At 70.9% G+C, this 12413-nt stretch carries 13 protein-coding genes and 1 pseudogene; 6 read left to right on the forward strand and 8 right to left on the reverse strand.

All coding sequences use genetic code 11. The annotated features are described in order from the left end of the window. Positions 1 to 11: 11 nt before the first annotated feature. The 5 genes from ACWIE7_RS12200 to ACWIE7_RS12220 form a co-directional block, all read right to left on the reverse strand. Positions 12 to 1022, reverse strand: coding sequence for an alpha/beta hydrolase (locus tag ACWIE7_RS12200; RefSeq protein ID WP_454058540.1), 1011 nt, complete (start codon positions 1020 to 1022; stop codon positions 12 to 14). A gap of 65 nt (positions 1023 to 1087) precedes the next feature. Next, positions 1088 to 1684, reverse strand: a complete 597-nt coding sequence (locus ACWIE7_RS12205) for a dihydrofolate reductase family protein (protein WP_452098393.1) — start codon at positions 1682 to 1684, stop codon at positions 1088 to 1090. Positions 1685 to 1721: 37 nt separating this feature from the next. Continuing rightward, positions 1722 to 3473, reverse strand: coding sequence for an ATP-binding cassette domain-containing protein (locus tag ACWIE7_RS12210; protein WP_454069346.1), 1752 nt, complete (start codon positions 3471 to 3473; stop codon positions 1722 to 1724). A gap of 328 nt (positions 3474 to 3801) precedes the next feature. Then, entirely contained in the window at positions 3802 to 4971 is a 1170-nt protein-coding gene (yidC, locus tag ACWIE7_RS12215) for a membrane protein insertase YidC (RefSeq protein ID WP_452098391.1), read from the reverse strand. Positions 4972 to 5120: 149 nt separating this feature from the next. Beyond that, positions 5121 to 6209 carry a UDP-N-acetylmuramate dehydrogenase gene (locus ACWIE7_RS12220; protein WP_454058547.1) on the reverse strand — a complete coding sequence of 363 codons (1089 nt, stop codon included), beginning with the start codon at positions 6207 to 6209 and terminating at the stop codon, positions 5121 to 5123. Positions 6210 to 6293: 84 nt separating this feature from the next. Between ACWIE7_RS12220 and ACWIE7_RS12225 the strand changes: the two genes are divergently transcribed. The 5 genes and pseudogenes from ACWIE7_RS12225 (at position 6294) to ACWIE7_RS12245 (ending at position 9617) form a co-directional block, all read left to right on the forward strand. Then, positions 6294 to 6794: a DUF2505 domain-containing protein gene (locus ACWIE7_RS12225; protein ID WP_452098390.1), complete on the forward strand. Its 501-nt coding sequence runs from the start codon at positions 6294 to 6296 to the stop codon at positions 6792 to 6794. Between the two features lie 70 nt (positions 6795 to 6864). Further along, positions 6865 to 7695, forward strand: coding sequence for an LmeA family phospholipid-binding protein (locus tag ACWIE7_RS12230; RefSeq protein ID WP_452098389.1), 831 nt, complete (start codon positions 6865 to 6867; stop codon positions 7693 to 7695). Positions 7696 to 7735: 40 nt separating this feature from the next. Further along, positions 7736 to 8242, forward strand: a pseudogene (locus ACWIE7_RS12235) (metallophosphoesterase family protein). A gap of 58 nt (positions 8243 to 8300) precedes the next feature. Next, positions 8301 to 9251 (forward strand): NADP-dependent oxidoreductase, encoded by a 951-nt coding sequence (locus tag ACWIE7_RS12240; RefSeq protein ID WP_452098387.1) that lies wholly within the window; start codon positions 8301 to 8303, stop codon positions 9249 to 9251. A gap of 177 nt (positions 9252 to 9428) precedes the next feature. Beyond that, positions 9429 to 9617 carry a hypothetical protein gene (locus tag ACWIE7_RS12245; protein WP_452098386.1) on the forward strand — a complete coding sequence of 63 codons (189 nt, stop codon included), beginning with the start codon at positions 9429 to 9431 and terminating at the stop codon, positions 9615 to 9617. A 16-nt stretch (positions 9618 to 9633) separates the two neighbouring features. Here ACWIE7_RS12245 and deoC read toward each other — a convergent pair whose 3' ends face one another. Beyond that, positions 9634 to 10284: a deoxyribose-phosphate aldolase gene (deoC, locus tag ACWIE7_RS12250; RefSeq protein ID WP_454069347.1), complete on the reverse strand. Its 651-nt coding sequence runs from the start codon at positions 10282 to 10284 to the stop codon at positions 9634 to 9636. A gap of 150 nt (positions 10285 to 10434) precedes the next feature. On the opposite strand from deoC, the gene purU reads away from it, so the two are divergent. Next, positions 10435 to 11301: a formyltetrahydrofolate deformylase gene (purU, locus tag ACWIE7_RS12255; RefSeq protein WP_454058543.1), complete on the forward strand. Its 867-nt coding sequence runs from the start codon at positions 10435 to 10437 to the stop codon at positions 11299 to 11301. Between the two features lie 42 nt (positions 11302 to 11343). Here the strand turns inward: purU and ACWIE7_RS12260 are convergent, their stop codons facing one another. Together ACWIE7_RS12260 and ACWIE7_RS12265 are read right to left on the reverse strand one after the other, a co-directional pair. After that, a complete protein-coding gene (locus tag ACWIE7_RS12260) occupies positions 11344 to 12057 on the reverse strand; it encodes a MerR family transcriptional regulator (protein ID WP_454058544.1) in 714 nt (237 codons plus the stop codon). Next, positions 12054 to 12335, reverse strand: a complete 282-nt coding sequence (locus ACWIE7_RS12265) for a DUF2516 family protein (protein WP_344993905.1) — start codon at positions 12333 to 12335, stop codon at positions 12054 to 12056. The genes ACWIE7_RS12260 and ACWIE7_RS12265 overlap by 4 nt, the downstream gene beginning before the upstream one ends. Between the last annotated feature and the right edge of the window lie 78 nt (positions 12336 to 12413).

Raw genomic sequence — 12413 nt, forward strand, 5'->3', positions numbered from 1 at the left:
AGGGCAGGCGGTCAGCGCGACCAGTCGGCCAGCCTCTCGACGAGGATGCGGTTGCTCTCCTCGAGCGCGGCGGCGTTGGCCTCGGCCGATCCGCCGGACAGCATCCCGTCGGCATGCGCGCCGGGCACGGAGAACACGTGCCCGGCGTCGTCGTATATGTGCACCTCCGTACTCTCCGGCAGGTCCTCGGCGATCCGCCGGGCAGCCGCGTCGGCAGGCCACACCTGGTCGTCGCCGCCGGCGAACACCAGCATCTCCCCCGGTAGTCGCGTGAGATCGATGCGGGCATCGCCGGACTGCGGCGCCTCGAGCGCCCCCTCGAACACCGGCCGCAGGTGGATCGGCGCGCCGAGGAGCGAGGCAAGCGCCAACCTCAGGACCGGCCCCGGACCGGGCGCGTCGGCGTAGGCAACGTACGGCACGTCCTGCCCGCCGACCGTCCACGACGACACCACGTTCCGCTGATCCATCCCCTGCATCACGTGGTCCATCGGCGCGAACAGCACCAGGTTGTCGACCCGCGGCTCGTAGGTCGGCAGCAGCGCGGCGAGCTCGGCCCCCTTGGACGTCCCGACGATCGTGACGGGATCGGCCGATTCGGCGTTGGCCTCGGCCCAGTCGATCGCCTGCGACGCCGTCTCCACGGGGACCCGGTCCAGCGTCTCCGGCTGGCCGGGCTGCCCGAAGTAGAACAACGACAGCACCTCGTGCCCCGCGCGCGCCAGCAGTTCGGCGTGCTCGAAATCGGGCCCGCCCTCGGAGCCGCCCCAGGTCAGCACCACGCCCTCGTGTCGGATCGTCTCGGGCCGCAGGTGGAAGCCGCGCACTCGCCCGTCGGCGATCGGTGTGACCTCGATGCCCGGCAGCTCCGTGGGGTAGGACGCCGGGTTCCGCGGCTCGGCGTAGGCGAGGGCGGGTTCGGGGTAGCGGAAGTGGTTGACGACGCGCGCCGCGACGACCGCGAGGACGACGACGAGGAGGAACACGAACGGCCACCTCAGCACGTTCCAGAGCTTGCGCATCGTGCTCCTCCCCGGGGTGGCCGTCTGTCGGCAGCCTATCCAGACGCGGGGCCCTGCCATCGCGATTACGCCGAGCGGACGTACTCCGCGTAGGTCACCCCGCTCTCGAATTCCCGGCTCATCCGCCGCGTGAGCGGCATCGCCGACGCGCCCGGCTTCGCGGCGGCCGCGCCGATGAGGGGGATGCCGTCACCGAGCACGAGCGGGTTGACCTTGAGCCGGAGTTCGTCGATCTCGTCGATCAGCGTCGCCGCGAGTGCGCCGCCGCCGCACAGCCAGATGTCCAGCCCCGACTGCTCCGCCTTGAGCCGGCGGACCACGGTGACCGGGTCCTCCGAGGTGATGGTCAGCCCCTCCTGTGTCGGCAGGTCGTCGGGATGGCTGGTGAACACGTACTGCCGCAGGTGCGGATAGCCACTGGCCAGCCCCTCGTCCACGGCCACCTGGTGGGTGGCCCGTCCCATCAGGACGGTGTCGAACACCCGCGGGGGCGTCTCGGCCAGGCCGAGTTGCTCGCGGAAGTGCCCGGGGACGGACTCGGGGTAGTGCTCGACGATCCAGGGCCCGTGGTCTCCCTCGAGCGGGAAGAAATCGAAGGCGCCGTCGGGGGCGGCGATGTAGCCGTCGAGGGTGACGGCCACGTAGTAGATGAGCTTTCGCATGGTGGTTCCTCTGGTCGGTTCTCGGATTGGTCGCGGATCAGGCGAGGGTGATCACGTCGTCCACCCCCACGCGGTCACAGAACCCGTCGTCGTGACTGACCAGCAGGAGGGCACCCCGCCACTGCGCGAGCGCATCGGCGAGCACCTCCACTCCTTCGAGGTCGAGGTTGTTGGTCGGCTCGTCGAGGATCAGCAGCTGCGGCACCGGCCGGGCGAACAGCTCCGATGCCAGTGCCGCGCGCAGCCGCTCGCCGCCGGACAGGTCGCCGAGCCGGCGGAACCCGGCGTCGCCGCTGAACAGCATCCGCGCCGCGTGGGCGTGGGCCTCCTCCGCCGACGCCGAGGGGCGTACCGCGCGGATCGCGTCGACGACCGAGCAGTCAGGATGCTCGACACGCAGGTCCTGGGGCAGGAACGCCCACGGGGTGGCGATCGCCGGGGTGACGGCGTTGTCGTCGTCGTTCCCACGCATCGCACCGGACGCCGCGTGGTCACCGGCGGGATCGTCGCGATGGCCTCCGATGAGGCGGCGCAGCAGCGTCGTCTTGCCGCTGCCGTTCGGGCCGGCGAGCCGGACCCGGGCCGGCCCCGCGAGGTGGATGCGGCCGGCGACTGGGTCCTCGACATCCACCACCACCCGGCCCGACGGGAGCTGCGGGTCGGGTAGCTTGACGCGCAGCAGTTCCTCGCGGCGGACCGCGGCATCGGCCTCGCGCATCCGTTCCTGCGCCTGCTCGACGCCCCGCTCGTGGGTGGCCCGGTACTTCGCGGCCGACTCCTGCGCCGCCCGCTTGCGCGCCCCCATGATGATCTTCGGCTCGCGCTTGGTGGCTTCCATCTTCCGGCCGTACCGCTCGCGCCGCGCCAGCGCCACCTGCGCGTCGGCCTTGTCGCGCTTCTCGGACCGCAGGTCATTGCGCGCGCCGGTCAGTGCCTGCAGCGCCGCCGACTGCTCGGCGTCCACCACCTCGCGGTAGTGCTCGTAGTTCCCGCCGAACACGCGGGTCCGGCCCGCGCGGAGTTCCACCGTGGTGTCGGCGCGGTCGAGGAGTTCGAGATCGTGGCTCACGACCAGCGCGATGCGGTTGCCGCCCGCCACGAATCGCTCCAGCGCGCTGAACAGCCTGCCGCGCGCCCGCGAGTCGAGGTTGTTGGTGGGCTCGTCCAGCAGCAGCACCCGCGGATGCCCGAGGAGTCGACCGGCCACGGCCGCGAGCGTGCGCTCCCCGCCGGACAGCTGGCCCACGGGTCGGTCCAGATCCGTGGGGAGGCCCAACTCGTCGAGCTGCGCGACCGTGCGTTCGGCGATGGTCCAGTCGTCGGCGAGGCGGGTGAAGTCGTCGTCGTCGCCCTCTCCCGCCTCGATCCGCGCCAGCGCCGCGAGCCGGCCGCCGACCCCCAGCTCATCGGCGAGGGTCCGCTCGGCGGGGGCGTCGGCCAGCAGCTGCGGCACGTACGCGACATCGGCGGGGTAGGCGGAGCCGGCCGCGGAAGCGGTGGCGGCCGCGGAAGCGGTGGCGGCCGGGTCGGTGGCGGCCGGGTCGGTTGCGGTCGGGTCGGTTGCGGCGCCCGCGGCAATGATGGCGGCGCAGGCCACGCCGTCGACCGTGATCGATCCCCGTGCGGGCGGCAGCACGCCGGCGATCAGCCCGAGGAGGGTGCTCTTGCCGGCGCCGTTGCGGCCGACGAGTGCGGTGAGCCCCGGACCGATCGCGAGGTTCAGGCCGGAGAAGAGTGTGGTGTCGTCGGGAAACGCGAAAGCGACGTCCGACAGGACGAGGGAAGACATGTGTGCTCCAGGGAGGTGGCTGATGGGCCGAATCTCACCTGTGGTTACGCACTGTCCTGTGTTCTCCTCGTTAGCGCTTCTCGGCCCTGCGCCCCTCGCCCGGCGGGTCTCCCCTGCCCGGACGCCGTGCGCTGCCGACGTGCTCGCAGCACACTACCCCCGCCGCAACGTCCACACAAGACCCGGTAACCCGCCCGACCCCACCGGCGGTTGCAAGACATCATCCCCGAGCTGCAAGACAGAATGTGCGAGAACCCGGCCGAAAACCTGCGAGATGTCAGGCATCTGAAGGTCGATGTCTTGCAACTGGGCTGCGGCGGGGCGGGGTCTACATGAACGCGCTGGGCGGCAGGCCTTCGCGGCTGGTCATCGGCAGTTCCTTCTCGAGCCGCTCCATGAAGAAGTGCGACTGCACGGCCGTCCAAACGTTATTGGTGAGCCAGTACAGGCCGATCGCGATGGGGAAGTTGAAGAAGTACGCGCCCACGATCGGGAAGAACGGAAACAGGTACATCATGATCTTCATCGATTTATTCATCGACTCGGTCATGGACTCGGCGATGGTCTGGAAATCCTGTGGCTTGTCGGCACCCGCGCTCGCAGCACCCGCGCCCGCAGCGCCGGCCCTGGCGGGCGTGCCCGGGGTGCCGTCAGCACGATCGGTCGAACGCTCGCCCGCGTCCCCTTCGACGCCGCCTTCAACGCTGCCCTCGACGATCCCGTCGACGTGGTCCCCGCTGCCGGCGTCCGCGCGCTCGACCTTCTCGCCGTCGATCTCGATGACCTCACCGTCGACGAACGGACCGCCCGCACGGTCCTCTGCCTCGACCTGCGCGACCGCCGCCTTCTCAGCTTCCTTGGCCGCCTTCTGCCGGCGGAAGGAGTTCCACATGTTGATGAACGTCGCGATGCCGGCGAGCACGAACAGCGGCACGGCCAGCACGAGGATGTCCTCGCGCACGAGCCCCGGGTGCAGCGACTCCATGACCTCCTGCGGCATCCGGATGTAGGACGCCAGCGGCACACCGAAGATCTCGGCGTTGAGGAACGACGACACCTGGTCCGGGCCGAACGCCCCGTTCGTCATGGTCTGCGCCTCCTCGATGGAGACGTCCCGCGGCGAGAAGTTCAGCAGCACGTGGTACAGGCCGAGGAACACCGGGATCTGCACGAAGAGCGGCAGGCAGCCGGCTGCCGGATTGACCCCGGCATCGGAGTACATGGCCTGCATCTCCTTGGCCTGCTCCTGCCGGTCCTCGGGAGACTTGCGGTCCTTGTACTTGAGCTGCATCTCCTTCATCTTGGGGCCGAGCTGCGCCATCTTGCGCATGGAGTACTGCTGCCGCCACATCGACCGCATGAGCAGCAGCCGCACAGTCACCACCAGCAGGATCACCGAGCCGACCCACGCGAGCCCGGAGTTCGGATCCACGACGAAACTCAGCACCCAGTGCCAGAACTTCATGACGAGCGACACCGGGTACGCGAACAGGTCCACGGGCGAATCTCCATAAGACGGGCGGCGCCGCGAAGGCGGGCGCGCGGGGCGGGTCAGACCGAGAGGTCACCGTCCAGCGTGCCAGGCGCGTACGACTTGGTGGCCGCGGGGGTCACGGCGGCACTCCCGCAGTGCGCCCCCTATCCGGGTCAGATGCTGCAGCCCACCCAGACGGGTTCGGGGTGCAACTCCACGCCGAACGCCTCCCGGACGCCGTCGCGCACCTCGCGCGCCAGCGCGATCACGTCGTCGGCCGTGGCCGCCCCCCGGTTGGTCAGCGCGAGGGTGTGCTTGGTGGAGAGCCGAGCCGGGGACGACGACGAGGGATAGCCCTTGCCGAAACCGGCCCGCTCGATCAGCCAGCCCGCCGAGAGCTTGGTCCCCCCTGTCGCCGCGAACGCGGGCATCTGCCCGGCCGGCCCGTCCCCGAGCCTGCCCGCTACCCGGGATCGCACCGCGGGGAGATCCTCGTCCCGTACCACCGGGTTGGTGAAGAAGGAGCCGGCGGACCAGGTGTCCTCGTCGTCGTCGTCGAGCACCATCCCCTTGCCACGCCGCAGCTCCAGCACGGTGCGCCGCACCAGGGCGGGGTCGGTCCGCTCCCCCGGCGCCACGCCGAGGCGGCCGGCGAGTTCGGCGTAGCGGATCGGCTCGCTGCGTCCGGCGCGGTCGAGGCGGAACTCCACCTCCAGCACCACCGCGCGATCCGAGTTCTTGAGCACCGACGTCCGGTAGGCCAGCCCCAGCGCGTCGGGGGTGACCCACTCGTCGACCCCGCTCGCGCGGTCGTACCAGCGGACCCGGTGCAGGACCTGGGCCACCTCGACCCCATACGCACCGACGTTCTGCACCGGCGTGGCCCCCACCGAGCCCGGGATACCGGACAGGCACTCGAGGCCGCCGTACCCACGCCCGACCGTGTCGGCGACGAGATCGTCCCAGGTCAGACCCGCACCCGCGCGCACGATCAGCGCGTCGGCCTCGTCCAGGTACTCGACCTCGCGGTTGCGCACGGCCACCACGACCAGGTCGAGGTCGCCGCCCGCCACCACGAGGTTCGAGCCGCCGCCCAGCACGAGCACCGGCCGGTCGGCCGCGTCCAGGGCACGCACCGACTCGGCCACCCCCTCGGCCGTGGAGCACGCGAGCAGCGCCCGGGGGCGGCCCCCGATGCGGAGGGTGGTCAGTTCGGCCAGGGACGTCCGGGGCGCGGCGGCGACGCCGTCGACGTCGCTCAGCGCGCGGACGACCGGGTCGGAGGAGTCGGCGGGCGGCAGGATCACACGCCTGAGGGTAGTCGCCTGCTTGTAGTGTCTGACCCCATGGCGACCCGCTTCTCACATTCCGTCCAGCTCGGCGGCCCCCTCGAGGCCGTCCATGCCTCCTATGCGGACGAGGCCTACTGGGCCGACCGGCTCCGCGCCGTGGGCACGGCCGGGGACACTCTCGACGACCTGGCGGTGAGCGGCGACACGATCACCGTCACCGTCACGCAGCACATTCCTGAATCGGACATCCCGGACCTGGCCCGCAAGGTGCTGCCGGGTGAGCTCAGCCTGGTGCGCACGACGCGGTTCAGCGAGTTCGACGGTGCACGCCTGGTCGGTACGTCGCGCGCCGAGGCCGCCGGCGGGCTCGGCGTGATCACCGGCAGCGGCGAGACCGTGGCCGAGGGGGAAGCCGCGCTCGAATCACTGTCCGGCCAGGTCAAGGTGACCGTTCCGCTACTGGGCGGCAAGCTGGAGAAGCTGGTCGTGCAGCACCTCGACAGGCTCTTCGCGGAGGAGTACGCGCACCTGAACGGCTGGCTCGCAGCGCGCTGAGCCGGATCCTGTACGCCCGCTGAAGAGGCGCTGATGCGCCTCGCCAGGCAGATCGGAGACAATCGGTCCAATGCAGCCGCCGAACGACACCCAGCGACTCCCCGCCCATGACCGGCCCGGCGTCCAGCACGCCGACACGCAGCAGTTCCCCGCCGCCTCCTCCTCCAGCGACGGCGGCCGGCGGCGGCGGCGGCGCGGACCGATCATCGCCCTGATCGCCGGAATCGCAGTGGTCCTGGTCGTGGTGGGGCTCGTCGGCCTCGAACTGGGTCTGCGTAACTCCATCAAGCAGCAGATGTCCGAGGAGGTCACCACCGCCCTCGGCTCTCCGGCCGAGGTCGAGCTGGGTGCCCGGCCGGTGTTGCTGTCCTATGTCAGCGGGACTCTCGGCTCTGTTCGCATCACCACCGACGGATCCCCGGCCGCGGGCGCGACGGGCCCCGCCCCCGCGATCGACATCCGGGCCGAAGGGGTCAGCTCCGAGGGCGACGTCACCCACGTCGACTCCCTGACCGGCACCGCGTTCGTCTCGGACGAGACCATGACCGCGGCTGCCGCCGACGGTCAGGGCACCGGTGACTCCCTGCTCGGCGGGCTCATCCAGGTCCAGGACGTCACGTCCGACCCGGCCGCCGGCGCCCTCCGCGTGTCGATCAGCGGTCTGGCCGAAGCGGTGGTGACCCCTCGCCTGACCGGCGGCAACCTCGAGCTGGCGCCCGAGCAGGCGTCGATCTTCGGCTTCACCCTGCCCGCCGAACTGCTGGGCGGGACCATCTCGATGATGGACTCGGCCCTCGCCGATCTCCCCGAGGGTGTGGAGCTGACGGGCGTCCACGTGGTCGACGGCGGGATGACCGTCGATCTCGCCGGCACCGACGTGACGCTCGAGTCGACTCCCTGACCCGGCTCGGCGCTCCCGCCCGACCCGGCACACTGGGGGCATGCGCCTGCTCATCACCGCCGACACGCACGTGCCCACCAGGGCCCGCGATCTCCCGGTGCGCCTGTGGGACGAGGTGGAGCGTGCGGACGTGGTGATCCACGCCGGCGACTGGATGGACCCGGGACTGCTCGACGCCCTGGAGCAACGGGCACCGCGGCTCATCGCGTGCTGGGGCAACAACGACGGCCCCGAGCTGCGCGAGCGACTGCCCGAGGTGGCGCGCGCGACCCTCGACGGCGTACGGCTGGCGGTGGTGCACGAGACCGGCGCGTCGGCGGGGCGGGAGAAGCGCACGGCCGCCGCTTTCCCGGACACCGACGTCCTGGTGTTCGGTCACTCGCACATCCCCTGGGACACCACCGCGACGAGGGCGTTCGGGGGGAGCGACCTGCGCTAGCTCAACCCGGGCTCGCCCACCGACCGGCGGCGTCAGCCGCACTGCACATACATGACCGCCATCATCTCCGGCGGGCAGCTCGGCGAGGTGGAGCTGCACCGGTTGTGAATCCGCCCGGCCCGCCGGTGCCGGGCGTGCGGCCACGGGCTCTGCCACCCTTGAGGCCATGACCACTCACGAAGTAATGCGCGCCGTGTCCCAGGATTCGCTCGGGGAGCCGGACGTGCTCGTCGTCGTCGACCTCCCCCGGCCCTCTCCCCGCACCAACGAGGTACTGGTGCGCGTCGCCGCCGCGAGCGTCAACCCCACCGACTGGAAGCACCGCCGAAACGGCGGCTTCCTCGGTGAGCCCCCGTTCGTGCTGGGCTGGGACTTGTCCGGGGTCGTGGAGGAGGTGGGCATCGGGGTGTCCCGCTTCGCACCCGGCGACAGGGTGTTCGGGATGCTCTCCTACCCGTTCGGGCACGGCGCCCACGCCGAGTACGTGACGGCGCCCGCCGCCTGGTTCGCCCCCACGCCGGAGTCGCTCGACCACGTACAGGCCGCCGCACTCCCGCTGGTGTCGCTCACCGCGTGGCAGGCACTGGTCGAGAACGCGCGGATCCAGCCCGGCCAGCGCGTGCTGGTCCATGCCGCGGCCGGCGGGGTCGGGCACGTGGCGGTGCAGATAGCCAAGGCCCGCGGCGCCTACGTGATCGGCACCGCCAGCGCCGGCAAGCACGACTTCCTGCGCGAGACCGGGGTGGACGAGCCGATCGACTACCACGAGGTGAACATCGCCGAGGCCCTCTCCGACGTGGACGCGGTGCTCGACACGATCGGCGGCGAGACCTCACTGGCGTCGCTGCGCACGCTGCGGCCGGGCGGGATCGTGGTCTCCATCCTGCCGGTGGGGTCGGACGATCTGTTCCGCGAGGCGGAGCAGCTGGGCGTGCGCGCGGTCCGCATGCTCGTCGACTCCTCCCGCCACGACCTGGTGTCGATCACCGAACTGGTCGAGCAGGGCGCGATCCGGGCGACGATCGCCGAGGTCTTCCCGCTCGCGCAGGCCGCGGAAGCGCATCGGCGGGGCGAGACCAATCGCACCACGGGCAAGCTCGTCCTCACCATGGACTGACTCCCTCGGATTTGATCCCCGGGCGGGATCGTCCTGACCTGCGGCGAGTAACACCCGCCGGCCGGGTGCCGATATCGGCAGTGTACGAAGCATTGTGAACCAGAGCACTGCGACCGCACCGTGGTCGGCCCCCGGCGACGAGGCGGCTCTGGCCCACCGAGACCGAGGAGCCACCCGATGATCTTCCGCCCCGACGGCCCCATCAGCGGGCCGGCATACGATGCGATCAATGCCGCCTTCGGTGCGTTCGCCGGCATGTTGGAATCCGTCGGGATCTCCTTCGAGCAGTCCGCCGTGCCGCTGAGCTTCCTGGCCATGCCCTTCGTGGCAGGCTCCAGCTACCTCCCCGCGGCGCTCGGGTCCTGAGCCACGCCCGCGCCTGTCAGCTCTCGAAACCTGCCAGGACGGCCCGGCTGCCGCTGAGACCGAGTCTCGTGGCACCCGCGGCGATCATGGCCCGGGCGGAGTCCGCGTCACGGATACCGCCCGAGGCCTTGATACCGAGCGTTCCGCCGACCGCCCGGTGCATGGCCTCGATCGCCCGGACGCTCGCACCACCCGCGGGGTGGAAACCCGTCGAGGTCTTGACGAAGTCCGCCCCGGCCCTGGCCACTGCGTGGCACAGCGCCTCGATCCGCTCGTCCCCCGCCTCCTCGCCGAGCGCCTTGTGAATGGCCGCCGTCTCGAGGATCACCTTGATGGCCACCGGCGGCGGCACCGCGTCGCGCATGGTCACCACGTCCGCCATCACCTCGTCGACGAGTCCGGCGATCGCGGCGCCCACGTCGATCACCATGTCGACCTCGCGCGCCCCCTGGTCCACGGCCAGCCGGCCCTCCATGGCCTTGACCAGCGAGTGATGCTTGCCGGACGGGAACCCCGCGACCGTCGCCACGGTCAGCTCCCCGGCCCGCACCGGGAGCATGGCCGGGCTGACGCAGACCGCCTTGACGCCCAGCTCGCGCGCCTCGGCGACACAGGCCTGCACGTCCTCGCGAGAGGCGTCGGGCGAGAGCAACGTGTGATCGATCATCGCGGCGACCCGAGCGCGTGTCAGTCCGTCCGGCGGCGGGGTGTGGGGGGTGCTGTGGGGGCTGCTGGGGGGGCTGCTGCGGGGGGCGTCGTCCATGTGGACCAGCCTAGCCGGGTGGTCCGACACGCCCTGCTGGCACAATGACCACTCATGTCACGTCGCTTCGTCCTCACCCTGGGCTGTCCTGACCGCATCGGCATCGTCGCCCGGATCGCCACGTTCCTCGCCGAACTGGGAGGCACGATCGTCGAAGCGGCGTACCACGCGGACGAGGACTCGGGCTGGTTCTTCACCCGGCAGTCGGTGGACGCCGACTCGATCGGGATGGAGCTGGACGAGCTGCGCCGGCGTTTCGCGCGGGTGGCCAGCGAGCTCGGACCAGAGACCGACTGGAAGATCGCCGACTCGGACGAGCCCAAGGACGTCGTGATCCTGGTCTCCAAGGACGGCCACTGCCTCCACGACCTGTTGGGGCGCGTCGAGAGCGGCGATTACCCGGCCCGCGTCCGCGCCGTGATCGGCAACCACGACAACCTGCGCGGCATGGCCGAGGCCCACGGTGCGCCGTTCCACCACGTGCCGTTCGCGGCCGACCCGTCCGAGCGGGGCCCCTCGTTCGACGAGGTCGCCAGGCTCGTCGACGACATCGACCCCCAGGCCATCGTGCTCGCCCGCTTCATGCAGGTGCTGCCCGACGAGCTGTGCACCCGCTGGGCCGGCCGCGCGATCAACATCCACCACAGCTTCCTGCCGAGCTTCGTGGGGGCCCGCCCGTACCACCAGGCGCATACGCGCGGCGTGAAGCTGATCGGTGCTACCTGCCACTACGTCACCGCGGACCTCGACGAGGGCCCGATCATCGAGCAAGACGTCATCCGCGTCGATCACACGGCGACGGTCAAAGACATGGTCCGCCAGGGTCGCGACGCCGAGAAGCTGGTCCTGGCCCGCGGCCTGCGCTGGCACCTGGAGGACCGCGTGCTGGTCCACGACGGCCGCACGGTGGTGTTCACCTAGTCGCGGCCGGGGCGGGCGACACAACGTCCGTGGTGAGTACAGCTAGCCCTTGGGGAAGCCATAGCGCTCGGTGAGCAGTGTCTGCGCTGCCGACAGGAAGATCAGGCGGGCTGCCGCACCGGCGCCGGGCAGGATGCCGGTGACCCGCTTCTCGATGACCGATTGGTCCATCCCCGATCTCTGCAGGGTCTGGACCAGCACCTCGATGGCCTCCGCGGCCGTGCTCTGCCCCTCCATGAAGCATCGACCGATGCCGTCGAGGGCTTCCTCGTCGACCCCCAGCACGAGCAGTTCGCGGAAGAGCTTGTACATGTAGTCGTCGGCCAGGAAGTGGTCCGCAGACGTGGTCTCGCTGACCAGTCCGATCGCCGAGCCCTGGTCCACGAGCTCTTCGCGAAGTTCGAAGCCGGCCACCGCCCCTACTCCGCCGCGCGGGAGGCGACGACGACGAGAGCCGGTGGTACGCCGCTCGGCACGCACGCTCTCCACCTCGAGCAGTTCGGTGAGCGTGAAGCCGTGCCGCTGCGCGATGAGCAGCTCCTCGATGGTCGCAAAGGTGTATCCGCGGTCGAGCAGCCGCAGGATGAGAGCGAGCCGACGCTGGTGCTCGGGACCGTAGTAGCCGGCCCGGCCACGCCTCTCGGGCGGCGGGAGCAGGCCGCGTTCCTGGTAGACGCGGATGTTGCGGACCGTGGTGCCCGCCAGATCGGCGAGCTCCTCGATGCGGAGCTCGCTCCCGCTCCCGGCGGGCGTCATCGCCGGCGCCCACCCACTGCCGGCCGCACATCGGCGAAGAACACCCCGACCGCGACCATCGCGATGAGGCTGAAGAATCCGAGGGGCCGGATCGCGAACAGGATCGCCGCCACCGCGCAGATGGCGATCCAGGCAGGCTTCGGCCACTTACCCTCGATCGAATAGGCGGAGGCCGGCGGCAGCGCGGCGAGCAGCAGTCCCGCCAGGGCCCAGACGACCAACGCCGCCTGTATCCCCATCTGGACCATGCCCCAAGTACCTGAGAGATCGTCAATCACGGGACCATTCTAGACAGCGGCCACGGGCGGGCCCGCGAGACGACGACGCCGCCCCGGCCCGCTCGGGTGGAGCGGGCC

This window comes from Dietzia sp. NPDC055343 (genome assembly GCF_053645265.1).

What these genes read in the sequence shown, in the direction of transcription:
- ACWIE7_RS12200 (WP_454058540.1), bottom strand. Translation starts at nt 1,022, where the DNA reads ATGCGCAAGCTCTGGAACGTGCTGAGGTGGCCGTTCGTGTTCCTCCTC.
- ACWIE7_RS12205 (WP_452098393.1), bottom strand. Translation starts at nt 1,684, where the DNA reads ATGCGAAAGCTCATCTACTACGTGGCCGTCACCCTCGACGGCTACATC.
- ACWIE7_RS12210 (WP_454069346.1), bottom strand. Translation starts at nt 3,473, where the DNA reads ATGTCTTCCCTCGTCCTGTCGGACGTCGCTTTCGCGTTTCCCGACGAC.
- ACWIE7_RS12225 (WP_452098390.1), top strand. Translation starts at nt 6,294, where the DNA reads ATGGCGACCCGCTTCTCACATTCCGTCCAGCTCGGCGGCCCCCTCGAG.
- ACWIE7_RS12230 (WP_452098389.1), top strand. Translation starts at nt 6,865, where the DNA reads ATGCAGCCGCCGAACGACACCCAGCGACTCCCCGCCCATGACCGGCCC.
- ACWIE7_RS12240 (WP_452098387.1), top strand. Translation starts at nt 8,301, where the DNA reads ATGACCACTCACGAAGTAATGCGCGCCGTGTCCCAGGATTCGCTCGGG.
- ACWIE7_RS12245 (WP_452098386.1), top strand. Translation starts at nt 9,429, where the DNA reads ATGATCTTCCGCCCCGACGGCCCCATCAGCGGGCCGGCATACGATGCG.
- deoC (WP_454069347.1), bottom strand. Translation starts at nt 10,284, where the DNA reads ATGATCGATCACACGTTGCTCTCGCCCGACGCCTCTCGCGAGGACGTG.
- purU (WP_454058543.1), top strand. Translation starts at nt 10,435, where the DNA reads ATGTCACGTCGCTTCGTCCTCACCCTGGGCTGTCCTGACCGCATCGGC.
- ACWIE7_RS12260 (WP_454058544.1), bottom strand. Translation starts at nt 12,057, where the DNA reads ATGACGCCCGCCGGGAGCGGGAGCGAGCTCCGCATCGAGGAGCTCGCC.